The organism is Bacillus sp. FJAT-49711, assembly GCF_018343715.1.
In the GTDB taxonomy this organism is placed as follows: domain Bacteria; phylum Bacillota; class Bacilli; order Bacillales; family Bacillaceae_C; genus Lederbergia.
On record NZ_JAGYPL010000003.1, the window covers coordinates 501,945 to 524,306 of the forward strand.

Genomic DNA, 22,362 nt, shown 5'->3' on the forward strand with positions numbered 1-22,362 from the left:
GTACAATACATTTTCTTTTGAAGTTATCAATCTCATTCACCAAATTATCATCGGCTATGATCAACAAAATAATCGATTTCACTATTACCCGGCGTTTCAAATTCCTTTTCAAATCGGGAAATCATATTTTCATCAATATAGTAACTCTTAACATGATTCTCTTTTACATTCTGATTTCTTTTTTCGATATTCCGTTTCCAGGTTGCATCGTCAATATGTATATAATGCATTTCATTGTTGATTTGTTTTTCGTTAAAATACTTCCTAATTTCATCACGTTCAGATTTATACCAAAATCCGAAGTCGAGAATAATATTTGTCCCTGTTTCTACAATTTGCTTAGCTAAGCCATATAAATATTCTTTACATTTATTTAAAACAACATTATGATTACTTCCTAGTTGTTCATCAAACAAAGTTAGCATCAAATCATCGCATGATAATACTACCGCATTGTACTTTTCTTTTGCTTTTTTCGTATATGTACTTTTTCCACTGCAAACCTTTCCACAAATCATTATAATTTTTCCCACATTATCACCTTGTTTAAGATTAATTTTAGAAGACTATTAAACAAACTATACCTTTCGACATTTCATAATGAATGTAGTTGGAATAGCCTTGGCTTTTTCATACGTGTACCATCTATTTGCATGTCTCTCGACGTCTTCCTCTGACCAACGAGCGTCCTCGATCATTCTCTCAATTTGGAACCCTTGATCAACTAATGCATTTACGTACGTACTAACCCTAAATTGCTGCATGATCGCCATGCTGCTCCAAGCTTCATGATCATAAGAACCTTCAATATGATATGATTTATCTAAAGTTAAAACTCCATTTTTAGGTCGCACTCTGTTATACAGTGGATGCTCCCAACTGAATATAAAAATTCCGCCTTTTTTCAAATAACTACTAATATTGGCCAATGTTTTTTCTAAATTAGTAGTCCATCCAATTGCAAAAATGGAGTACACAATATCGAAGTAATCAAACGGCAAACCGGGATTAACCTCCATTGGAGACTCAAACAATCTAACGGGTTGCGAACTATTTTCAAGTAATGTAGTTGCTAATTCAATTTGTTTTTTCGATAAATCTAATCCCCATAATTCAGCTGCTTCTCTTTCCTTCATATATTGCAATGAATGCCCACTGCCACAACCGATATCTAAAACCTTTAAACTTTTTACTTCTCCTAATAACTTTAACTCCTCTTCATTTGGTGCCATTGGTCCATATTCTGGAAGAGGATTCCTTCCAAAAAAGCGTTCTGCCGCTTCATCCCAGCTTTGTTTATTTTTAGATAGAGCATTCATATTATATGCCTCCCGTACTATTAGTTTCTGTCTTAAACGATTGAAATTAACATCCTCCCAGCATTGCATCCAACTCATTGTAGTTTTCAGAAAGCCAAAGCATTTCCTCTTTAAATCGGACTGGCGGCCCAGTAAATTGATCCATATCGATTTTAATCCACCAAGTACTTTCCAAATACCACAAAAATTTTAATGAACGGATAAGCGAACGAGCATCTATTGAAATGTGTTCGCTATAACCCTTTCTAAAAGCCTCAACCGTATCAACCTTAAGACCATTTTTATTTAGAGCACAAGAAATGATTGCTCTAGCAATGTCGAGTTGAGGATAGTCATAATTTAATCTGTCAAAATCTATGATTGCACCTAAGCGATTTTCTTCAAATAATAAATTATCTACCCATAAGTCTCTATGAGCCCACCCTGCTTCAATCAATCCAAATTCATCGAAAGAATTTCCTTTTGTTAGTTGATATTGTCTTTCCATAATGGGTACTAAATGCTCCTGTAGAGAATCTCTAACATTTACCATTACTGAGTTCCAATACTCCATTCTATCCTCTCGACTAGGAGGGATGAAATTAGTTACTTTCTTTTTCATTAGTGTGCCATCATTTAACAATCGATGCATCAGACCAGTGAATCGCCCTAAATCATACATTTGATTCGTATTCAGATTTCCCGGAGGAAACACTTCCCCATGACAAAACTCCATTACGATAAAAAGTTCACCGTTATCTGTTTCGAACATGACATTATCATGATAAGAAAGCAATCTAGGACATGGAAATCCTTGCTTATATAATCTTTGCTGCTGCGAAAAGGCTAGTAATAATTCTTCAAGGTTGTATAGCTTAAATCTTTCTTTATTATATTGTTTTACTAAAAAAACGCCTTCCGACGTCGTTATTTTCCACTTTAGATTAAGCCAGCCTCTTTTTATTGGCACAACCTCAAAAACTTGAAAACCAAATAAGTTTTTACATGTCTTAATAATATCATTAAGAATCATTTCTTCTAATTCTGATTCAATCACAGCCATACACTTTTCACTCCAAACCTAACAGAATTATATCCCCAATATTCACTTATTCTTCATATCTATTAAAAACCTTTGTCAAAAAGATCCATATAACCTTGCATATATAGCAAAAAAAATGATCCCTCTTAACGAAGAATCACAATAATCTTATTACAAACCGACCCTCTTTTTTACTTCTTTTAAAAACGGAACTGCCACAGATCTGGCCTTTTCTGCGCCTTTTGCCAGAATGTCATCTAATACGTCAGGCGATGCCATTAACTCATTATATTTTTCTCGTGGTTCAGCTAAAAATTGATTCATAACACGAAACAGTTCCTGCTTAACCTCTCCCCACCCAATTCCACTTTCAAATTGGACTCTTAATGCCTCAATTTCATTTGGGGCAGCAAACTCTTGATAGAGAGAATATAAGATAGAAGTATCAGGGTCTTTAGGTGCTTCTGGAGGTAACGAATCTGTTTTAATTTTATTAATAAGCTTTCTTAATTTCTTTTCATCTTCAAAAAGAGGAATTGTATTATGATAGCTTTTGCTCATTTTACGCCCATCCAGCCCAGGCAACACCGCTGTGTCCTCTTGAATTTGATATTCCGGCAGTAAAAATGTTTCTCCATATACATTATTAAAGCTCTCCGCGATATCGCGGGCGATTTCCACATGCTGAACTTGATCCTTTCCAACTGGGACAATATTTGTTTTAAACAGTAATATATCCGCTGCCATTAATATTGGATAAGTAAAAACTCCCATATTGACGCCAAAGTCTGCATCCTTATCCACTTGCTTATTGCTTTCTACGATAGCCTTATACGCATGTGCCCGATTCATTAATCCTTTCGGTGAAAAACACGCCAAAATCCAATTTAACTCAAATATTTCGGGTACATCGGATTGTCTATAAAAGATTACCTTTTCAGGATCAAGTCCTAGCGCCAGCCATGTTGCCGCTATTCCATAAGATAGCTGCCGAAATTCATCTGCATCATGAATTTTTGTCAACCCATGATAATCCGCAATGAAATAAGCCGCTTGATAATCCTCTACCATGGCCAATTCTAAAGCAGGCTTAATCGCCCCAATATAATTCCCAAGATGGATTTTCCCAGTAGGTTTTATTCCTGTTAAAATCGTCTTTTTCATTGAAATCTCTCCCCATTAAAAAATAAATACAAAAAAGGGCTACCCGTCAAAAAAAGGACGAGTAACCCGTGGTGCCACCTTCATTCGTTTACAAAGTAAACGCACTTAAATCCGTACAGAAACGATAAACTGTTTCGATACGTAGTCTTTTTTAACGGTAAGACAAGTCCGCCAGACCTACTGCTAGTTCAATCTAGATGCTCAGAAGCCCATTCATCCATAATTCTGCACTGATTCTCACCAACCATCAGCTCTCTAAAGCGTTCATATAGATTACTCTTCTTCTTCATCGCTCACGATTATATTACGTTGTATTTTAACCTATGGATTAATGAATAACAAGGGCTTATGAAGGAAATTTGTTGAGGGTTCATGCAGTTGAATAAAATGACAACCTTTTTATTTTTCCCACGCAAATTTCACCAATTTATTTAAAATCCTCACCAATTAAGGATATAGGATATAATGGACCTAAATGATGAGAAGGGGCGTACGTATGAAATCTCGTGATGAAAAATCTATCCTAAAAGAAGCTCCAATCACTTACGATGATTATGCACAGCTTCCAGATGATGGGAAAAGGTATGAATTGGCAAATGGAATACTGGAGTTGATGACTCCTGCACCAACTCCTAAGCATCAGGTTATAAGCACAAAGATGTTGACAATGTTAATGAATAGTTGCCAGCAGGAATACATTATTCTTGCATCACCTATCGATTTAATTTTATCTAAAACAGAAACACGTCAACCCGATTTGGTCGTGATTCATCGTAATAATACGGATATCATTACAAAGAGGGGAATCGAGGGAACTCCTAATTTAGTTGCTGAGATTTTGTCGCCACATTCAATCAAAAGAGATCGATTCGACAAACTTAAAGCTTATGCTAGGTTTCAGATTCAAGAATATTGGATTATCGATCCCTCGAATGAAGCCTTGGAACAATATATGTTAGTCCATAACAACTATGAACTTTCCAATGTTTTCGGAAGAGAAGATACCATTCAATCTGAACAAATACCATGCGCTTCTTTCACAATGGCGGAAATTGTGGATGCTGCGGCGGATTTGCCTGGATAACCTTGAATAGTAAAGTCATCAAATAAGCTCCCATCGTTAGGGAGCTTTCATCGTTTATATCCTCTTCGAACGCATTCCTTTTACTTTCGCAATATCATCTCGATCAAACAATATTTGATAGGCTTCGCTTTCGACATCATAAATAGCCACTTTTCCTTCATCATCATAATGGATTCCCCATCCATAATTTTTTACTAAAGGAGAAGCTCTGAAGCAAGCCTTTGGTTTTGAAAAAAATTGCTCACGCAGCTCGTCTACATTAACTTCCTCAATTTGGTTCCTAGCCAGGTACGTTTTAAACTGTACATCAGATTGAGTATACTCATAAGGACTATTACTAATCAAATCATACTCAATAGATGCAATCGTAGGTTTATCATTCTTAGCGACAGGTACCTTTGCAAATGTAACCTTTGAATCTTCTGAAATTGTAATTAACGTGTTCTTATAAGTCATTTTCACCTTTCCTCCCCTAATACATTATTTGGATCGATCAAACTAGAAAAAACCCAAGTCTTTCCTTCATCTTCTGATGTGTATTTCGCTAAAACCTTACCCCCTAGATAATCTCCATTTGGACCTTGATTTACTATTAATGTTCCGTGGCCATCTTTAAAAACAGGTATTTCCGCTATTGTAAAAATTTCTTTATATTCATCAGGGATTGGGACTTCAACTTCTTCCCAATTACCTCCTCCATCGTCCGTGCGATAAAGAGATGGTCTAGGTGGTTCATCCATTACATTAACTGTGCCGAATGATATAAAGCCAAGCATGTCATTTATAAAGCCGCCACTTGTAACTAATCGTTGTGTCTCTTCCACTAATCCGGCCATTTCCCATGTTTTCCCGCCATCATGTGTTTTCATAACAAAATTGGCCTCGAAAGACATCGTTCGATCACATGTAAAAATAAGATAACCATCCTTTTCTGAGGTAAAACCAATGAATCTTTGGCGAACCGACGGTAATTGATCTTTTATTAATACCTTATTCCAAGTTTTACCTTGATCCATAGTCATTAACAGATACATTTCTTCACCTGAAACTAGTACAAAAGCTGTTTTTTGTGGATTGATAATATAACTTCCGTCTATTAAATCCTCTTTGGAGCCGCTATAATCTCCCCCGAATAATTCTTCCATCGTGGCTGGTACTTCCACCCAACCTTTTCCATTATCGTATGTTATTTTTAACATCTCATTTGCGATTTCGTAACGGAAATCTTCGTGTGGTTCTATTCCTGCTTCCTTTTGATAACTTTCCTCATCTTGAACAGGAGGAAGGCCAATCAATGTATCGGTAGATTTCTCAAAGCTTTCTAACGTGTATATTAGTCTTGAGTCCTTCCGTATCCTCAATTTCCAGACAATATTATCAACAAGTCCCTCTTCATTTACTTCACCAAAACTAGTATGCGTATTTTCTCTCGGTTCAACTTGATAGACGACGGCAACGACAAAATCGTTTTCGTCTCCTTCTAAGAAATGAAACCTTTTAAAATATGCATTCTCAATCAATCCTTCATCTTTAAAGGATTGGATTAAATCAAACCATAAGCGATAGGCAATGGTTTCGGGCTTTTTGTCATCTTCGCCAACTTCCAAGGTCAGCGGTAATTTCTGATTAACTTCATTCTCGCCAAATTCATTTATCGGCAAACTTTCGATAGGCTTTTCTTCATTTTTAGGGTAAAAAAGCATAAAACTAACTACTACTATTAGGAAAAGGACGATGATGATACCTAAGCGCTTTTGTGTAAGTTTCATATATTTTCAACCTCTTTTTCTTATAACTCTAACATTATCGAATATCCTTTTCTTCCGCAATTTATTTTTTGCAAATCCCCACTCATAAAATAAGAGCATGCTGCCGACATGCTCTTATCCCTTATATTAATGTTGTTTTTTCTTTTTTAGTCTTGGCCAGAGATGTTGTTTCACATAAGTGGATTGGGGTTTCTTGTTGAATGGACAAGCTTCTTTTTAAGTTCTTCATTTGCGGAGAAGTAAAGATACCCCTTAAGGCGATATCGATAGATTCATCCGGCTTTTTAAGGGCATATTCTGCGAGTCCTAGAAAGGTTGCGGAATATTTGTATGGAACAATCGGCTCGACCTTTCTCTTAATGACAAGGATGGCGGAATTGACCCTTGGCGGAGGTGAAAATTGGTCTCTTGAAATTTCTTTGACAAAGTAAAAATCAAACCACATTCTCCACGCTAAAACATAATAATTTTTCACGAATTTTGCTGTGAATCGTTTGGCTGCACCTTTTTCCATGACAATCACCCCTCTTTGCAACCCTGTCGATGGATTATTTAGAAGCATCTTCATTATGCGTGTCGTAATCGAGAAAGGAATATTTGATACAACGACAAATTCTTCTCTCGGCAAATGGATTCTCACGATGTCTTGATGAATGATTTTTGTGTTTTGACTTTGCGCGGTTTTCCTTTTAAGAATTTCTACAAATTTAGAATCATATTCTACAGCCAATACCTTGCCTGCTCGTTCGTTGAGGACTGTTGTCAAAGCACCTTTTCCCGCTCCTAGTTCTAAAACTGTATCCTCTTTGCATAATTTCGCTCGATCCACGATTTCATGAAGCAACCATTTATTGTGTATCAAATGCTGTCCCGAAAAATTAGGTGGCTCTCCTCGACTTAATTTTTTATTACTATACTTATGTGTTCTTTTGGACATATGATTTTCCCTCCAATATAAAAAATCACAGTCTTCTGCCTGCGATAGAGAGTAAAGGAAAGAAGCCTCACCTTTTATACATAAAAGTCGAAGCTAGAACCATATCCCAAATAACCCACACCAATTAAGGGTTTAGATAAAAGTTTCCACAAAAAAGAAAGGCAGAATAATCCACCTCTCTTCATAAATACATATTTAATAAGTTTTTTAATGAAGATTATTAAAAAAGGGCAGACGGATCCCGTTTTACTCTGCTTACAGGCAGAGACTTTAGGCGCTAGTGAACCTCTTCAACTAAATCGAAGATTTTGATGGAGCATCCCTTATCTTAAATACAGTACAAACCAAGCAATTAAAACACCTTAGGTGCCTCTAGCGCCTGAATAAGACTAATGAATGAAGACAAGGTTTGACATGTTCTTTTTGCCAACACAGGAACTTTCGCCTGCAGAGACAACCATGACTTTTCAGACATGGATTTTTGGTAAGCTCGAATAAAATTATCGAGCTGCAATGTTATAACTAGCTGATAGATCAGCATGATACACCTTTCCAGTTGTAAATGTTGAAAGGTCTTTTTTATCATTTCTCTTTACTTTACCAGAACCATCATACGCTAAAGCACTGGTATTGCGTGGATTTACTCTAGTCATTCGTATCCCTATATAGTGAGCCATTTCTTCTACCTTATTTTGAATGGCTGTTTTTCGCCAATAACGTAGTTTGAAACGAAGTTTCTTTGACCCCAAAAAACCTTTGGTACTTTCATTTTATTGAGATATTCGAACACAATCACATCACATTGGTGTTCTTTCGCAAACTTCACGAACTTATGAGATGTGTGGTTTACAATATGTTTTTGTAGTCCGTTTAATTGTCGCCAATAGTTTGGTGCCGCAACCCAACCAGAAGCACGCGGAACTTTTCGTAGTTTATTTGTTAATCGATACAATCGGTCTTTTTCTTTGGTCTGGTTTATAAACGTACGAGCCAAGACAGTGCCTTTTGCATCCATAACAGAACAAACCGCAGAGTTTGAGATCCCCAGGTCCACAGCACATACTTTTTGAGTATTTATCTCCGTTTTGCTTAACTTCACTTTGTTTGTATAACTAATGTTTAAAAAATACTTTTTTCCAGCCTTAACAAGCTTCGGGTTGTGTTCTTTCCAATCCCAAACATTACGTTTATATAGGTCTTGCCCCTTAAACTCAATTTCCTTCCATACCCAATCTTTGTTATGGAATATCTTGATTTGAGCAGTAGTATCGGATGTTCTTACGAACATATTTCCCTTATAAAAAACAGGAAGCTCCTTATGTATAAGTTGAAGTTTAGGGGGATTCTTTTTAAACTTTTTACCTTCAGAAAGCGCCATTTTCCTTTTACTATCCCAATTCTGATAGTTAGAACGATAACTTTTAACTTTACCAAAGGCAGCAGCAATCGCACTTCGTCTAAAGTAAGAAGGGAACTTATAATAATTCCGGTTAAATTCCTTGTATTTAGGAGAAGGGTTTGTTTTAGTTGTATGAATTAACTTTTCGATAGGTGCAACGATTGAGTTTGAAGAAAAACATTCTAAGTCATCCATTTCTTTATCAATCACTTCGATAAGGTAAGTCAATGCTTGATTATAAATTTGTAATGTCGCATCGAAGATGCCTGAATAGTTTATGATCTTGTGTCTCAAAGCTTTAGCTACCTTCATACCAATTCCCCTTTACAAAACATACGTTCTATCATATATTATACTATATGATGATTTAGTTGTAAATAAAGATAGGAGAGAATTATGGCAGATTACAGTAGGAATAGACATGCTTATTATAAATTGACTTATCATTTAGTTGTAGTTACAAAATATAGACATAAATGTATTTCTGATGAAATCATGGATAGATTAATTGAAATAACTAAAAATTTGTTTGAAAGATGGAATTTCACGCTTATTGAAATGAATGGAGAGGACGATCATATCCACATACTATTTGACGCACCACCACAAATAAATTTAGCAAACACAATAAACAACTATAAAACAGTAACTTCGAGATATATACGAAAAGAGTTCCAGGAGGAACTCTCAAAGTATTATTGGAAACCATATTTTTGGAGCCGTAGTTATATGATTTTAACTACTGGTGGGGCAACAGTCGAAGTGGTTAAAAAATATATCGAAAATCAGGGAGATTAAGACCTTAGCGCCTAACCCCCACTAAATCAAAGATTTTGAAGGGGAATACAGCGCTAATCTTTGTTCAATTAGCTGCATAAAGTTAAAAAACGCAATCTATTCAATACAATACCCATTTTTTCAAAAACCCTCCGATCAAAATTTCTTTTTCTGAGTAAGACTAAAGCGGGAGGTAATAAGTTGATTTCTGGTATTTATCGCTTTTTATAAACCCAAATGAAGTGTAAAATGCATCAGCTTGTGGTGTACTGTTTAACACCATTATTTGAAAATGATTTTTTGCTTCTGAAATTAACGTTTCTAATAGGAGCGTCCCTATACCTTTTCTCCGATAATCTCTGGCTACATAAAATCTTCTTACTCGACCAATATGTGTATCGTCGGAAAAAGGATTGATGTTAATTCCCCCAACAGCAATCATCACACCATCCTGATCATATACAGCATATAAAGCTTCTCCAGGCATGGTGAAAGTATTGGATCCTTCTTTATAATTATTCACTAATTTTTGAAGGAAACGAAAACCCTCCTTTTGGCTTTCATCAACCAAAAGCTGTATATTTTCATCCATTAAGTTTTTTATTCGTTTGACTTCATATCCCTTCATCCCTTACCTCCTCGCAGCTAGAAAACAAGAAGCTTCTATTATTTAAACAAGATATTGACATGTCCATCCCTTTTTCCGATGACCATCGTGTCGGCTAAATTCACAAAAAGGCCATTCTCCACCACGCCGGGAATCATATTTAATGCGTGGTTTAGGTTCTTAGCATCGTGAATATTCCCAAAATCACAATCTAATATATAGTTTCCGTTATCCGTAATAAACGGAAGATTGTCTTTAAGTCGTAATGTTGGCTCGCAACCCAAGGCACTAATCTGTCTTCTTGTCATTTCCCAACCAAATTGTGTAATCTCAACAGGTAATGGAAATTCCCCCAAATTCGCCACATTTTTCGTCTCATCCATCACTACTACCAAACGTTTTGAAATAGATGCGATCATTTTTTCTCGTAATAAAGCTCCTCCGCCACCTTTTATAAGCTCAAATGCCGGATTAGCTTCATCAGCCCCATCTATTGTAATATCTATCTGCTCGATTGAGGACAGATCCACTAATGGAATTCCTAATTCATTGGCTAGCTGTTCTGTTTGTTTGGAAGTAGGAACTCCTTTTATAATGAGTCCTTGCTTTACAAGTTCACCTAGTTTTAATATGGACCAATGAACAGTTGAACCAGTTCCGAGACCAACTATCATGCCATTTTGTATATAGTCAACAGCCTTTTCGCCAGCAAGTTTTTTGGCATTCATGTTAACATCTCTCCAATACATTCGTCCTTAACCCATTTATTAAAAAAGAAAGGCATCCGCCAATACTTTTACTCAACTTTATTTAACCTTATCGTCCACATATGAAATCGGATTCGGAAACAAATATTTCCAATCAAATTTTCGTCGTTTGTTCGCTTTAACTATTTTCATCAGACAGGATTAATTTTCTTAATTTATTCGTCATTTCAGGGGAAGTATAGTATGACGATTCATCCATCATATATGTAAAGATACTCTTTTCATTTTCCATTCCTAACCATAGATGCAGGGCATGAGTTGGCAATGCTCCTTTTTCAGACGTATATTTAACCATTATATCGAACTCAGGATTTGACACGTCTAACTTCCCTGTCTTTTTTACCGCAGTTGTAATTGCTTTTTCAAAAGTTTCTAAGGATTTTTTATCGTTAAAGGTTAAAAAGACATCCTCATTCATTTCTCCAAACCCTTTAGATTTTGAAATATTTACTTCTGATAATTCTTCGTCTAAAAGAACCATTGTTTCCGCAGAACAACCCACTAATAGTAATGGGCATAAAATAAATGCTATTGAAAAAAGTACTTTTTTCAAGATGCTCCTCCTTGTGTAGCAACTAGATGATAAAAACATTGACTCTTATTCTATCAGGATGAACTAGACTCATTCCCTATATTCATCAGCATATCCTTAAAGTCTTCAATATTATTAAAGCTGACAATTGGAACATTACTTTCTTTCAAAATCCTTACAAATGTTTCTTCTGCTTTGTTCGCTGCGCGTGCCAAGCTAGAGAGATTATCTGGATCGTAATGATCAATAAACTTCAAATTAGGATTATGAATTCCAGTTTGTTCCTGAACATGATCGAGCTCAGCTTGAAGATTTGATGCCGCTAAAAAAGCACTTAAAGTATCTCCTTTTTCACAAGAATAGCGGATTTTATTCCAATGAGATGATAGCTCCTCGTAAAGCCCCTTAAAATGAGAGATAGGTACAAGTGGTATCATCTCATTTTTAATTGTTTTGAAAAATACTTCAACACAATTTATTAAATCGAAACAAGCTTTTTGAATATGTTCGTTATCCTTTACTGTAACCACCTTTTGGAAGATTTCATTAAATCCTTCAGGTAATCGCTGTAACTTAGAAAGTTCTTTAAGCATTTGCTTTGCACCAAAGTGAAGAAATGTATGGTTCAAAAGACAAAGTGTATCACTTATTTCAAAAAGTATTTCCCCGGCCGCTGTTAGATTACCAAGACATAGTTCAGCATAATTTCGCTTAGCAGCTATAAGATGTTGATTAGCCTTTTCAATAAGTTCGGGAGTGATAGGTCCTTTTTGAATCTTTTCGATTTGTCTTTTTAATTTATCATAGCGCTCCCCGTCTTCTTCGGAAGCATAGTAAACAAGGCGGGAATTTGCGAGTATAGACACTCTCATATCCTCGAAATTTGCAAAACTTTCAAGACGTTCCCAGTTTACACCCCAAAGATCATTACCGCTGCCATTAAGAATAAATGTTGTTGCAAGATTCCATCCACGCTCAGTGCTTGGAACAAAAATCATATCTAAATCAGAATTTTCATTTGCAGTACCATTAACGACTGATCCATAAATAAACAAAATGCTAACATCATTTGAATATTTTGTATTAATAACATCTATTATTGACTCAAGCAGTTCACTATGGTGTTTTTCCATTCTAACCCTCCTTCCTCTTTATAGACCATTCACTGGCCTTTTTGACCAATTCGTCAACAAATACTTGTTTTTCCTCTTGATACTTGTAATGATTTTCAGGAAACTGGTTTGCTAATCTCACTTTTAAATCCCCATAGCTTGCTGCATCCTCAGGATGTGCGATTAAATAATCTTTAAAATCTAAATGGGTTTTTATATTTACATGACCAACTTGATAAATATGTATGTGATGAGTTCTATGTTCTTTCCCCTTCGGAAAGTATCTCCTACCTGCTATGCCATTCTCACCTTTAGGCTCATAGCCTATTTCCCGTAATTTCGCATTAAATGAATCCGTTATTTCAATATCCTTAACAACGATTAAAATATCTATAATTGGTTTGGCAAATCCTATTTCTCGTATCGACGTACTACCGATATGAAAGATATCAACTATTTTATCATTAAATATTTCTTTTAATATTTGTTCCTCATGTAAATATAAACTTTCCCATTCTTCTGTCCAAGGCAGTATCGTGGTTTTTCTCATAAAATCGATTCTCTCCTATGAAAAAGGCATTTCTGTATATATGTAGAAATACCATTTCAAAACTCATTTATTTATTGCTTACTCACTCCACCGCCAAATGCAACAATATATCCATCTACATCTCTTATCGCAAATTCATTCCAATAAGGGTCTTGATTTAAACCATATGCTATTTCAGCGCCTTTTGTTTTAAATTCTTCAAACAATACGTCTACCTCATCCGAATAAGCAAAGGCATCCCATTGTGGTCCTCCATTAAAAGATGAAAAAGGACGAACATCTTCTGGATTACTTGCTTCGTGTAAAATGAAAGTTAGTTGATCTCTTGTTACGTGAATATGTTTGATTTCTCCAATTCCAATTTCTTCATAATCAAATCCCAAATTTCTATAAAAGTCAGAAGACCTTTTTATATCCTTTACTAAAAACACAATGGATGAACCGTTTATTTTTCCTAAACTCACTTGTATACACGCCCTTATCAGCATTTTTCTATTACAAAATGTAAATTCTACAAATGTCGCTTTATTCCTTTAAAAATTTTTCCATTTACAATTAGACTTACATACTATAAAATTAGTTAGGTTAACTAACCAATTTCTGAGGAGGATTTCCTTGTACTCTGTTTTTTCCAAAATCAAATTATTGTATAAGCCTTATACACAGCAGATATTAAAAGTGCTTGAGCCGCATGAGCTGACGGAATTGCAATGGGGCTTGCTTCGTTATTTACAAGAAGATGGACCCACTACTTTTTCAGAGATCGCCGAGTATTGGCAAGTAGAAAAACCTTCTGTTACACCAGTAGGCCAAAAACTAATAGACCTTCGTCTTATTGAAGTTCTCCCTGGGAAAGATAAACGGCAAAAGGTCATGCATATAACGAAAGCAGGACAAACGAAATATAGAGAATGTAAAGCTTCGGTTGATTTGTATCAATCGAAATTATTGGAAGGAGTATCTGAACAACAGATTAAAGTTGTAAACGAAGTTTTAGAACAACTAACACGCAACGTAAAGAAAAGAGGATTACTTTGAATTCAGAAAAATTATGGACAAAAGAATTTATCGCTGTTTCAACGATCAACTTTTTAGCCACATTAATGTTCTACCTGCTAATGGTAACGATCGCCACCTATGCTAAAAATGAGTTTCATGTATCGACGAGTACAGCGGGTCTAGTATCGAGCATTTTCATTATCGGTTCGCTTCTTGGACGACTTTTTGCAGGCCGATATATTAGTGATATTGGGACAAAAAAGGTTTTTTGGTGTGGTTTGATACTCCTTACAGTCGCCTCCGTTTGTTACTTTGGAATATTTAATACAACTACATTACTTCTTAATCGCTTATTTCATGGCATTGCTTTCGGCCTTATGGGAACGGCAGCAGGTACAATCATTGCACAAATTTTACCTGGCGATCGCAAAGGCGAAGGGATTGGATACTATAGCCTTAGTACGATTTTAGCAACGGCAATCGGGCCATTTTTTCGGTATTTTACTTATGAAATTAGATAACGGCTTTTCCATTATGTACATGATTAACGTCATTTTTTCTATAGGAAGTATGATCTTTTTAGCTCTAGTAAAAATTAAAATTGCTGAGCCTTTAAAAGTAAATAAGAGCATCGAAAAAGGTCCGATTCTTTCAAGATTTATCGAACCAAAAGCGGCACCAATTTCACTAGTGGCGCTTGTCATTGGCTTTAGCTATTCTGGAGTCATGTCATTCTTATCGTTTTATGCAGAAGAAATTCATCTCGTAACAGCAGCAAGCTATTTCTTCTTAGTCTATGCCATCGTCATCATTTTCTCTCGACCGATCACGGGAAAGTTAATGGATACACGTGGAGCGAATATCATTGTGTACCCATGTTTTGCTATATTTGCTGTTGGAATGCTTTTGTTTAGCGAAGCCACAGCTGGATGGATGCTATTATTGGCAAGTGTATGCATTGGCTTAGGATACGGTAACTTTAATTCAATTGCACAAACAATCGCCATAAAGGTAACAGAGCCGCATCGTTTCGGACTAGCCACTTCCACCTATTTCATTTTATATGATTTGGGTCTTGGGTTAGGGCCATATATTTTAGGATTCATTGAGCCATTTTCAGGCTATCGCACTATCTTCTTTTCAATGGTAATTGTGATTCTGCTTTGTTATCCAATGTATTATTTTGCCTATGGAAAAAAAGCACAAAATTTACTATTGAACGATTAGACTGCCCATATCTGGGCAGTCCTTTTTTATATTCGGATATGGATTTTATATACGATAGTCTAAATAAAAATGAAAAAGGTTATTTAGGTACCTTTCACTACTTGTCATGTATATGATTGTGAGAAGGCATTCCCTTCGAAATGTAATTTTTTTACTTCTCACATTGCTCTTTCCTATCTCACATGTTAAGATGAACTCAACTTTAAATGAACGGAGGGTTTCCAAGTGGTATTTATTAGACTTCGATTCCAAACTTTGAACAGATAATTGAATATGTTCAAAGCTCTGCTGTCTGTGCAGGGTTTACGGGATTGGTCTGCCCATTTAGGAAACCTCATTTTTATATGTTAATAAAAGATGCAGGGAGGGACAATTCTCTCCTTTTTTGTTGTCTAATTTTTTTGGGAATATGATTTAATAATTCCCTATGGTGGCCAGTCATTTCTTTTTGAAATGTTTTTTTAGCATCCTTTCCGTTTACCCATGCATAGGCAGATCACCTGTGTTTTTATTTTTCAAAAAATCGGAGGGATTCCATATGGAAAGAAAAGCAATTGTTGTGGGTGTTAATCGAAATAGCAGCGCAGAAAGTTTCGCACACTCCATGGAGGAATTATGTAATTTAGCTCAAGCTTGTGATGTGCTAGTGCTAGGTGAAATTACGCAAAATTTACATCACTTCGATAAGACTTACTATGTTGGAAGCGGAAAAGTTGAAGAATTGCTTGCACTAATTGAAGAGACAGAAGCGAATATCGTAATTTTTGATGATGAGCTCTCCCCTTCACAAATTCGGAATTTGGAAGGAAAGTTGGATTGTAAAGTCATCGATCGCACGATGCTCATTCTAGAAATTTTCGCAAGCCGGGCTAAAACAAAAGAGTCCCAGCTTCAAGTTGAAATTGCTAGATTGAACTATATGCTGCCGAGATTGGTGGGAAGTCGGGAATCATTAGGAAGACAAGGTGGTGGCTCTGGATTAAAAAATAGAGGCGCCGGAGAAACAAAACTAGAATTAGATCGTAGGAAAATTGAAATTAAGATTGCTTCCTTATCGAAGGAACTGGAGCAATTGGTGGCAAGACGCAAAATCCAAAGGAAACAACGTGAAAAAAATGAAATTCCAGTCGTTTCTTTAGTTGGTTATACGAACGCTGGCAAATCAACACTTATGAATGTATTGCTAGATCATTCGGGTTTGGAAAAACACGTTTTTGAAAAGGATATGCTATTTGCTACATTAGAAACGTCAGTGAGAAAAATTACTTTGACAAATAGCAAGGAGTTTTTATTAACAGACACCGTTGGCTTTATTAAAAAACTCCCGCACCACCTCGTAAAAGCATTTCGCTCAACACTTGAAGAGGTAACGGAAGCTGATTTGCTCCTTCATGTCATTGATTACTCCAATCCTCATCATGAAGAACAAAAGGAGCTGACAAATAAAGTTTTACAGGATATTGGTGTTGAAAATATTCCAATGATTTATGCTTATAATAAATCAGAACTTCTTGATGGCCCTTTCCCACCCCATGAGGATTGTGTTTATATTTCTGCTAAGACTGGCAAGGGTATGGAGGAATGTATACAACTGATCAGTAAGCAAATATTTAATGATTATATTTCATGCGAGATGCTCATTCCATACACAGACGGCACGGTTTTATCTTACTTTAATGAACACAGTCAAATTATTGCGACTGATTATGAGGAAGATGGAACAAAGCTGATTGTGGAATGTAAAAAAGCAGATGCGGAAAAATATCATCAATATATACAAAATGTCTTATAATACACTTACGAAACAAAGCTGCTGAGAATTCTCGGCAGCTTTTTATGGTGATTTGCTCGGATCAGTTCCATATAAATTTGATAGCTCGCAACTTTTAAACCATGCCAGAGCCCTTTGTTCGAGTCCTTTTACAAATTCCTCTTTACCAAGACTGTAGCCTTCAATATCTTTGGGGAACTGTATAGCTAGTTGTGCCTTTAATTTTCCATATGCAAATGCTTCATTCCCATGTGATCTTAAATAATCCCGTACTGCTAAATGACGTTCAATTTCTATTGTGTTATCAGCTTGAAAAATATGTACTTGATGTGTTCTGTTTTCTCCTCCCTTTCGAAAATATCTTCTTCCCTTCATTCCAAATTCACCAAGTGGTTCATAGCCAATCCCAATCATTTTTCCATTAAATTGGTCAACCACATCAATATTTTTAACGATTGGCATAATGTCTATAATTGGCTTTGCTTTTAAATTAGGTACCGCTGTACTGCCAATATGATGAATGTTCACAAGTTCATTTTTAAAAACTTCTAGTATTTCATTTGCTTCTCGTTTATATAAATCTGGCCATCTTTCATTATAATCGATCACAATAACATTCATTGCACGATTCACCATTTGCGTTACCTCCTTTACTTTCGATTACCTGCCTTTACATATATTTCACTTTGTTTCCTCGCATTCCTTTTATCCGCCACATTAAAAATCAACCTAATTAAGGGAGGGATTGCAAAGAAAATAAAAAAAGTTCGAAACAGCTGGTACCCAGATACAAAAGATAAATCTGCATAAATGGCGTGTGCGATTACTCCCATTTGATCCATTCCACCAGGAGCCAAACTTAATAGTGCCGTTGCATTAGAAACTGGCTGGAGTTTTGTAAGCAAGACGCTTAATCCAATTGCCCCAAAAACAAGCATAAACCCACTCCCGATAGCAAGGCTAAATGTTTTTATTTTTCTAGGAATCTGGTTAGGTGTTAGCATTAATCCAACATGAGTACCAAGCATTAACTGCGCCGCGTTAATTACGGTTGAAGGCAATTGAGGTCCGTGTAACCCATAAGCTTGTAGGATTGCAGTACCAATAGCAGGGCCGATTAAATAGGCGGTTGGAAATTTAATTTTCGCACCAAGAAGTGCAAAGAGGATACATATGACAGCAAAAATAATAATATTAGGAAATAATAGATTCCAGCTCGCAGTAGATAAAGTTGGGATTACAGAAGTGGATGTTGAATTTGCAACTGCTCCCGAATCGGCAAATATCGGAAGCAATACGAGCAGGGGCATTACTATTATAATGATCATTAAGCGGATCACTTGAGTAATGGTCACAATTGCTAGGTTAATGCCCTTCGTTTCCTCTGCCAACATAATAATCTGCGAAAGCCCTCCAGGAATACTAGCTAGCAGCAACGTTCTATAATCACTTTCGGATAACTTGGAGGCGACAAACGCAATTCCCGCGCAAAATAGTAGCAGAAATACAGTCATCATAAACATGTACGGCAATTGTAATACCATTTCATGCAAGGCTGGTGTTGTCATTGATAATCCAATTGTATAGCCAACAATAATCATGCCAGAATTTCGAATCGACCTTGGCCAAACAAAAGTGTGTTTTGCCATGTTGGCAACAATCAGCACCGCAATCATTGGTCCAAGAAGCCATGGGACTGGAATATGGAGGAAACTAAAAATGACGCCGCCCATGATTGCGGTAATAAAGGTAATGAAAATTTGTTTGATCTTATTTTTCATAAGTAAAACCTTCGAATTCGTTTTTTCTTATTGTAAGTTTTTGTTTAGAACATTGTCAAAGGAAGCAATTTTCGCAAATGAGTCAAAGTTTATGAAATAGATTCCTATATATGGTAATCTTTTATTAAAACTGAGAGGAGCGATATAATAGTGAGTATTTCCATTCCTGAGATTACACTCAATGATGGCTTTTCTTTACCAGTCATCGGCTTAGGTACATATAGTTTGAGAGGAAATGCCGGGGCCAACTCCATTAAACATGCGATTGATATCGGCTATCGTTTGATTGATTCTGCCTATAACTATGAAAACGAAGGAACTGTTGGTGAGGCGGTGCGAAGAAGCTCCACTCCAAGAGATCAATTAATCATTACATCCAAGTTACCAGGACGCTACCATTCTTATGAAAAAGCCGTTTTAGCTATACAAGAATCACTGTATCGCGCAAACTTAGATTATTATGATTTATATCTCATTCACTGGCCTAATCCGAAGCAAGATCAGTATGTAGAAGCTTGGCAAGCCTTAATTGATGCACAAAAATGGGGTCTTATTCGCTCAATTGGAGTCTCCAATTTCTTACCTGAGCACCTCGAACGTTTGGAAAAGGAAACCGGTGTTTTGCCAAGTGTTAATCAAATCGAGCTACATCCATTTTTCAACCAAGAACAACAAAGGAAATGGCATGCAGAAAATCATATAGCAACAGAATCATGGAGTCCTTTGGCACGTGCAAATGCCATCCAAGAAAATGAAACGATCAAAAAAATAGCAGAACAGCATAACAAATCTGTTTCACAGATCGTTTTACGTTGGCACTATCAATTAGGTGCGATCTCTATTCCTAAATCGGGGTCCCCTTCACGTCAACTTGAAAATATATCAATCTTTGACTTTTCATTGGATGAAAATGAAATGAATATGATAGCAGAACTAACTCAGCCTGATGGAAGAATGAATAATCAAGATCCGGCTCAATATGAAGAATTCTAATAATGCAAAGAGTGCCTCTTGTTTAAGATGCACTCTAGATTTACTTTTTTAGTTTAAACCTTCTCTCTTACCCCTAAAATCGGATATTATTTACTGGTACAAAACTCAACCACTTCTTTATACGATAAATCTCCTCCAAAAATATCTAATGAGCTGCCAATTGTAATATCTAACTTGCCATTAGAAATTTGGTAAAATGTTTCTAAATCCTTTATTGAACTTACTCCACCTGCATATGTAGTTGGAATTGAAACCCATTCCGATAATTGCTCTACTAAATCCTCTTGTATTCCTGAACGCTTTCCTTCTACATCTACTGCATGGATTAAAAATTCATCACAATACTGCTCTAATTCACTAATTGTTGATTGATTGATTTCTAAGTTACTATATTGGGTCCATTTGTTTGTTACTACAAACCACTTTCCATTCTTTTTCTTACAACTCAGGTCTATTACCAACTTATCCTTTCCAACAGCATCAACGACTTTATATAATCGATCTTTATTAAGTTCACCGTTTTCAAATATGTAGGAAGTAACAATTACATGCGAGGCACCATTTTCCAGATAGTAGTTGGCATTGTCTGATGTAATTCCTCCTCCAATCTGTAAACCGTTAGGATATTCTTTTAATGCTTGTAAAGCTGAATCCTTGTTGCCATCACCAAGCATAATAACATGTCCACCATTTAAACCGTCATTTTTAAACATTGAAGCATAAAAGGCAGAGCCATATTCTGATACAAAATTCTCAGTCACTAATTCATTATCCAACTGCAGTGTGTCTCCAACAATTTGTTTTACTTTTCCTTGATGTATGTCTATACATGGTCTAAATTTCAAGTTTATCAATTCCTTTATTGTAATTATCAAACAGGCATAGCTCCTGTTATACTTCGTAAATTGGTTAGATTTACTCCTCTATTTAATCTTAACATTTTATTTTTTTAATATCCCTAAATATTCTATCCAAGGGCCAACGTCTTCCCGGTACCTCTCCGCCATCACTCGTACAATTTGAGCAATATGAGTTAAGTCATGTGCCACCCATGTCGAAATTAATTCCCTTACCTTCACGACTCCAAATTCAGGGTGTAAACCAGTTAATTCTAAGTATAAATCAGATTCAACAAGAGACTTAAGCTTCTCTATGTTTTTCACTCTAATTGTTTTAAACTCAAGGAATATTTGTTCAATCGATTTCTTCTTTCCATCCTGTAAGTGAGAAAAACGATCGAAAGGAGGAAATGGTTTACTTTCACCTTCTAGAAGCATGAATTCTAACCTTGGGATCCAATTCGCTTTCTCCCCTTCAATAAGATGTTCAAGGACTTCTGAAGCATTCCAGGTTCCTTCACCTTCGTTACATTCCAGCCAGCCATTTGATAAACCCGATAAAAAAAATTCTAATGTGGTGGTTGTGCGTTCTAATACTTCAATCGCTTCCTTGATATTAAAATTCATATCGATTCTCCTTGTTTCTTTAGGCTAGCCATTATCTTCTCAATATTCTTTTTTCGAACGAGAGGATTTTTATAATGACTAATCCCATTAATACATTTTGATTTCTGGGGATATGGCAACCGTTTAAAAGTTTCATATGCCTCTTGATCGAACTCAAATGCTTCTTTAAAATCATTTGGTATTTTTATATCGATCTGTTTGTCTTCATAAATATCATCAATGAAAAGTTCCATGAAATGCGTTATTTTTCCGTCTGGGGTATAACTTTCTAACACTCCAAACTCCGGATCATAAAATACTCCATCATAATAAACGACACTATGACCGTATGTAGGAAACTTCACCAATAACACATAAAGAGGAGGAAGCTCCTTTATATCATTAACTGTACGCCAGCTCATATAATCAATTTTATATTTTTTAAAAGCCTTTTAAAAATGAGATGGTCCCGAACCCCTCGTTCCTTTCATTTCCGAAACAGCTTCTTCTATTGGAATCTGTGCAACCATGGCTAAACATGCTTCATCACATACTGAAAAGTCTGGCTGAGGTACATAAGTTATAGTAAATTTACTCATCTCCCTCAATGAATAAAATTAAAAATATGAATTCAATAATAAAAACCACCTACTCTGTTCATTTCTTAATATCATTCTTCTTAAGGGCAAAATCTCCTTTAAAATCTGCTCAAATATGATATAAGTATAAAAAAGGAGTGGTGGCTATGTTTTATAGAAGGAAGTTTTATATTGTGAAAAATGAATTTGTCGACACGTTTAACAAACATTTTATTGAAACGAATTTACCAAACCAGATCAAATGCGGAGCTAGGTTAATAGGCAGATGGATGGTACCAAGCGGCAATGATACTACTGAGATTTTCGCTGTATGGGAGTATGATAGTTACGAAAAATATGAAAAAATAGAGAAAAAGGTAAGAAGTAATAGCGAACACGTAAATCGGATAAATCAATGGTATGAAAAACATGGTGGAAGAGAAAGCGTGTTTACAGAGTATATATTAGAAGTGAGAAATGAAGAGATTACATCAACTTTAATGACTTAGGGGATTAGATCGAAATATCAT

At 35.8% G+C, this 22,362-nt stretch carries 26 protein-coding genes, 2 pseudogenes and 1 other annotated feature; of the genes and pseudogenes, 7 read left to right on the top strand and 21 right to left on the bottom strand.

Going from position 1 to position 22,362, the window contains the following annotated elements; all coding sequences use genetic code 11:
• Window positions 1-47: 47 nt before the first annotated feature.
• From KHA96_RS16500 to KHA96_RS16515, 4 genes are all read right to left on the bottom strand, one after another.
• Window positions 48-533, bottom strand: a complete 486-nt coding sequence (locus tag KHA96_RS16500) for a P-loop nucleotide/nucleoside kinase family protein (protein WP_213130405.1) — start codon at window positions 531-533, stop codon at window positions 48-50.
• Window positions 534-578: 45 nt separating this feature from the next.
• A complete protein-coding gene (locus tag KHA96_RS16505) occupies window positions 579-1,319 on the bottom strand; it encodes a class I SAM-dependent methyltransferase (RefSeq protein ID WP_213130406.1) in 741 nt (246 codons plus the stop codon).
• Window positions 1,320-1,365: 46 nt separating this feature from the next.
• Window positions 1,366-2,361, bottom strand: a complete 996-nt coding sequence (locus KHA96_RS16510; RefSeq protein ID WP_249315656.1) for a phosphotransferase — start codon at window positions 2,359-2,361, stop codon at window positions 1,366-1,368.
• Between the two features lie 150 nt (window positions 2,362-2,511).
• Window positions 2,512-3,504, bottom strand: a complete 993-nt coding sequence (locus tag KHA96_RS16515; protein WP_213130407.1) for a tryptophan--tRNA ligase — start codon at window positions 3,502-3,504, stop codon at window positions 2,512-2,514.
• Between the two features lie 50 nt (window positions 3,505-3,554).
• Window positions 3,555-3,803, bottom strand: a binding site (T-box leader).
• 197 nt (window positions 3,804-4,000) lie between these two features.
• Here KHA96_RS16515 and KHA96_RS16520 point away from each other — a divergent pair.
• Entirely contained in the window at window positions 4,001-4,588 is a 588-nt protein-coding gene (locus KHA96_RS16520; RefSeq protein ID WP_249315657.1) for a Uma2 family endonuclease, read from the top strand.
• Between the two features lie 54 nt (window positions 4,589-4,642).
• Here the strand turns inward: KHA96_RS16520 and KHA96_RS16525 are convergent, their stop codons facing one another.
• The 5 genes and pseudogenes from KHA96_RS16525 to KHA96_RS16540 form a co-directional block, all read right to left on the bottom strand.
• Window positions 4,643-5,044, bottom strand: coding sequence for a DUF6157 family protein (locus KHA96_RS16525; protein ID WP_213130409.1), 402 nt, complete (start codon window positions 5,042-5,044; stop codon window positions 4,643-4,645).
• Between the two features lie 2 nt (window positions 5,045-5,046).
• The gene (locus tag KHA96_RS16530; RefSeq protein ID WP_213130410.1) at window positions 5,047-6,357 is read right to left on the bottom strand and encodes a WD40/YVTN/BNR-like repeat-containing protein; all 1,311 of its coding nucleotides are present in this window, start codon (window positions 6,355-6,357) and stop codon (window positions 5,047-5,049) included.
• 181 nt (window positions 6,358-6,538) lie between these two features.
• Window positions 6,539-7,294: pseudogene (erm, locus tag KHA96_RS16535) on the bottom strand (23S ribosomal RNA methyltransferase Erm); the annotation flags it as partial.
• Window positions 7,295-7,794: 500 nt separating this feature from the next.
• Entirely contained in the window at window positions 7,795-7,971 is a 177-nt protein-coding gene (locus KHA96_RS23110; RefSeq protein WP_249315659.1) for a transposase, read from the bottom strand.
• A gap of 5 nt (window positions 7,972-7,976) precedes the next feature.
• Entirely contained in the window at window positions 7,977-9,005 is a 1,029-nt protein-coding gene (locus KHA96_RS16540) for a transposase (protein WP_249315660.1), read from the bottom strand.
• Window positions 9,006-9,089: 84 nt separating this feature from the next.
• On the opposite strand from KHA96_RS16540, the gene tnpA reads away from it, so the two are divergent.
• Window positions 9,090-9,491, top strand: a complete 402-nt coding sequence (gene tnpA, locus KHA96_RS16545) for an IS200/IS605 family transposase (protein WP_213130412.1) — start codon at window positions 9,090-9,092, stop codon at window positions 9,489-9,491.
• A 160-nt stretch (window positions 9,492-9,651) separates the two neighbouring features.
• Here tnpA and KHA96_RS16550 read toward each other — a convergent pair whose 3' ends face one another.
• The 6 genes from KHA96_RS16550 to KHA96_RS16575 all read right to left on the bottom strand — a co-directional run bounded on the left by KHA96_RS16550 (window position 9,652) and on the right by KHA96_RS16575 (window position 13,502).
• Window positions 9,652-10,098, bottom strand: coding sequence for a GNAT family N-acetyltransferase (locus tag KHA96_RS16550; RefSeq protein WP_213130413.1), 447 nt, complete (start codon window positions 10,096-10,098; stop codon window positions 9,652-9,654).
• Between the two features lie 38 nt (window positions 10,099-10,136).
• Window positions 10,137-10,805, bottom strand: coding sequence for a ribose-5-phosphate isomerase RpiA (gene rpiA, locus KHA96_RS16555; RefSeq protein WP_213130414.1), 669 nt, complete (start codon window positions 10,803-10,805; stop codon window positions 10,137-10,139).
• 157 nt (window positions 10,806-10,962) lie between these two features.
• Entirely contained in the window at window positions 10,963-11,397 is a 435-nt protein-coding gene (locus KHA96_RS16560) for a YhfM domain-containing protein (protein ID WP_213130415.1), read from the bottom strand.
• Between the two features lie 53 nt (window positions 11,398-11,450).
• Window positions 11,451-12,509, bottom strand: a complete 1,059-nt coding sequence (locus KHA96_RS16565; protein ID WP_213130416.1) for a nucleotidyltransferase domain-containing protein — start codon at window positions 12,507-12,509, stop codon at window positions 11,451-11,453.
• A 1-nt stretch (window position 12,510) separates the two neighbouring features.
• Window positions 12,511-13,038 (bottom strand): GrpB family protein, encoded by a 528-nt coding sequence (locus KHA96_RS16570; RefSeq protein WP_213130417.1) that lies wholly within the window; start codon window positions 13,036-13,038, stop codon window positions 12,511-12,513.
• Between the two features lie 71 nt (window positions 13,039-13,109).
• A complete protein-coding gene (locus KHA96_RS16575; RefSeq protein WP_349305781.1) occupies window positions 13,110-13,502 on the bottom strand; it encodes a VOC family protein in 393 nt (130 codons plus the stop codon).
• A gap of 151 nt (window positions 13,503-13,653) precedes the next feature.
• Here KHA96_RS16575 and KHA96_RS16580 point away from each other — a divergent pair, with 151 nt between their 5' ends.
• The 3 genes and pseudogenes from KHA96_RS16580 to hflX all read left to right on the top strand — a co-directional run bounded on the left by KHA96_RS16580 (window position 13,654) and on the right by hflX (window position 17,056).
• The gene (locus tag KHA96_RS16580) at window positions 13,654-14,076 is read left to right on the top strand and encodes a MarR family winged helix-turn-helix transcriptional regulator (protein ID WP_213130419.1); all 423 of its coding nucleotides are present in this window, start codon (window positions 13,654-13,656) and stop codon (window positions 14,074-14,076) included.
• A pseudogene (locus tag KHA96_RS23565) lies at window positions 14,073-15,264 on the top strand (MFS transporter). The gene KHA96_RS16580 and the pseudogene KHA96_RS23565 overlap by 4 nt, the downstream one beginning before the upstream one ends.
• A 538-nt stretch (window positions 15,265-15,802) precedes the next feature.
• A complete protein-coding gene (gene hflX / locus KHA96_RS16590) occupies window positions 15,803-17,056 on the top strand; it encodes a GTPase HflX (RefSeq protein ID WP_213130420.1) in 1,254 nt (417 codons plus the stop codon).
• A 42-nt stretch (window positions 17,057-17,098) separates the two neighbouring features.
• Here hflX and KHA96_RS16595 read toward each other — a convergent pair whose 3' ends face one another.
• On the bottom strand, window positions 17,099-17,671 hold the full coding sequence (locus KHA96_RS16595; RefSeq protein ID WP_249315661.1) for a GrpB family protein: 573 nt from the start codon (window positions 17,669-17,671) through the stop codon (window positions 17,099-17,101).
• Between the two features lie 14 nt (window positions 17,672-17,685).
• Complete coding sequence (locus tag KHA96_RS16600; RefSeq protein WP_213130421.1) at window positions 17,686-18,816, bottom strand: AbrB family transcriptional regulator; 1,131 nt, start codon at window positions 18,814-18,816, stop codon at window positions 17,686-17,688.
• 150 nt (window positions 18,817-18,966) lie between these two features.
• Here KHA96_RS16600 and KHA96_RS16605 point away from each other — a divergent pair, with 150 nt between their 5' ends.
• Complete coding sequence (locus KHA96_RS16605; RefSeq protein WP_213130422.1) at window positions 18,967-19,809, top strand: aldo/keto reductase; 843 nt, start codon at window positions 18,967-18,969, stop codon at window positions 19,807-19,809.
• A gap of 86 nt (window positions 19,810-19,895) precedes the next feature.
• On the opposite strand, the gene hisA is transcribed toward KHA96_RS16605, so the two are convergent.
• The 4 genes from hisA to KHA96_RS16625 form a co-directional block, all read right to left on the bottom strand.
• Window positions 19,896-20,654, bottom strand: coding sequence for a phosphoribosylformimino-5-aminoimidazole carboxamide ribotide isomerase (gene hisA, locus KHA96_RS16610; protein WP_213130423.1), 759 nt, complete (start codon window positions 20,652-20,654; stop codon window positions 19,896-19,898).
• 96 nt (window positions 20,655-20,750) lie between these two features.
• A complete protein-coding gene (locus tag KHA96_RS16615; protein WP_213130424.1) occupies window positions 20,751-21,275 on the bottom strand; it encodes a DinB family protein in 525 nt (174 codons plus the stop codon).
• Complete coding sequence (locus KHA96_RS16620) at window positions 21,272-21,676, bottom strand: YdeI/OmpD-associated family protein (protein ID WP_213130425.1); 405 nt, start codon at window positions 21,674-21,676, stop codon at window positions 21,272-21,274. The genes KHA96_RS16615 and KHA96_RS16620 overlap by 4 nt, the downstream gene beginning before the upstream one ends.
• A gap of 30 nt (window positions 21,677-21,706) precedes the next feature.
• Entirely contained in the window at window positions 21,707-21,853 is a 147-nt protein-coding gene (locus KHA96_RS16625) for a hypothetical protein (RefSeq protein WP_213130426.1), read from the bottom strand.
• A gap of 146 nt (window positions 21,854-21,999) precedes the next feature.
• Here KHA96_RS16625 and KHA96_RS16630 point away from each other — a divergent pair, with 146 nt between their 5' ends.
• Window positions 22,000-22,341 carry an NIPSNAP family protein gene (locus tag KHA96_RS16630; RefSeq protein WP_213130427.1) on the top strand — a complete coding sequence of 114 codons (342 nt, stop codon included), beginning with the start codon at window positions 22,000-22,002 and terminating at the stop codon, window positions 22,339-22,341.
• Window positions 22,342-22,362 lie beyond the last annotated feature (21 nt).

Coding starts and splice junctions, on each gene's coding strand:
- KHA96_RS16505 (WP_213130406.1), bottom strand. CDS start 1,319: ATGAATGCTCTATCTAAAAATAAACAAAGCTGGGATGAAGCGGCAGAA.
- KHA96_RS16510 (WP_249315656.1), bottom strand. CDS start 2,361: ATGGCTGTGATTGAATCAGAATTAGAAGAAATGATTCTTAATGATATT.
- KHA96_RS16515 (WP_213130407.1), bottom strand. CDS start 3,504: ATGAAAAAGACGATTTTAACAGGAATAAAACCTACTGGGAAAATCCAT.
- KHA96_RS16520 (WP_249315657.1), top strand. CDS start 4,001: ATGAAATCTCGTGATGAAAAATCTATCCTAAAAGAAGCTCCAATCACT.
- KHA96_RS16525 (WP_213130409.1), bottom strand. CDS start 5,044: ATGACTTATAAGAACACGTTAATTACAATTTCAGAAGATTCAAAGGTT.
- KHA96_RS16530 (WP_213130410.1), bottom strand. CDS start 6,357: ATGAAACTTACACAAAAGCGCTTAGGTATCATCATCGTCCTTTTCCTA.
- KHA96_RS23110 (WP_249315659.1), bottom strand. CDS start 7,971: ATGGCTCACTATATAGGGATACGAATGACTAGAGTAAATCCACGCAAT.
- KHA96_RS16540 (WP_249315660.1), bottom strand. CDS start 9,005: ATGAAGGTAGCTAAAGCTTTGAGACACAAGATCATAAACTATTCAGGC.
- tnpA (WP_213130412.1), top strand. CDS start 9,090: ATGGCAGATTACAGTAGGAATAGACATGCTTATTATAAATTGACTTAT.
- KHA96_RS16550 (WP_213130413.1), bottom strand. CDS start 10,098: ATGAAGGGATATGAAGTCAAACGAATAAAAAACTTAATGGATGAAAAT.
- rpiA (WP_213130414.1), bottom strand. CDS start 10,805: ATGAATGCCAAAAAACTTGCTGGCGAAAAGGCTGTTGACTATATACAA.
- KHA96_RS16565 (WP_213130416.1), bottom strand. CDS start 12,509: ATGGAAAAACACCATAGTGAACTGCTTGAGTCAATAATAGATGTTATT.
- KHA96_RS16570 (WP_213130417.1), bottom strand. CDS start 13,038: ATGAGAAAAACCACGATACTGCCTTGGACAGAAGAATGGGAAAGTTTA.
- hflX (WP_213130420.1), top strand. CDS start 15,803: ATGGAAAGAAAAGCAATTGTTGTGGGTGTTAATCGAAATAGCAGCGCA.
- KHA96_RS16595 (WP_249315661.1), bottom strand. CDS start 17,671: ATGGTGAATCGTGCAATGAATGTTATTGTGATCGATTATAATGAAAGA.
- KHA96_RS16600 (WP_213130421.1), bottom strand. CDS start 18,816: ATGAAAAATAAGATCAAACAAATTTTCATTACCTTTATTACCGCAATC.
- KHA96_RS16615 (WP_213130424.1), bottom strand. CDS start 21,275: ATGAATTTTAATATCAAGGAAGCGATTGAAGTATTAGAACGCACAACC.
- KHA96_RS16620 (WP_213130425.1), bottom strand. CDS start 21,676: ATGAGCTGGCGTACAGTTAATGATATAAAGGAGCTTCCTCCTCTTTAT.
- KHA96_RS16625 (WP_213130426.1), bottom strand. CDS start 21,853: ATGAGTAAATTTACTATAACTTATGTACCTCAGCCAGACTTTTCAGTA.
- KHA96_RS16630 (WP_213130427.1), top strand. CDS start 22,000: ATGTTTTATAGAAGGAAGTTTTATATTGTGAAAAATGAATTTGTCGAC.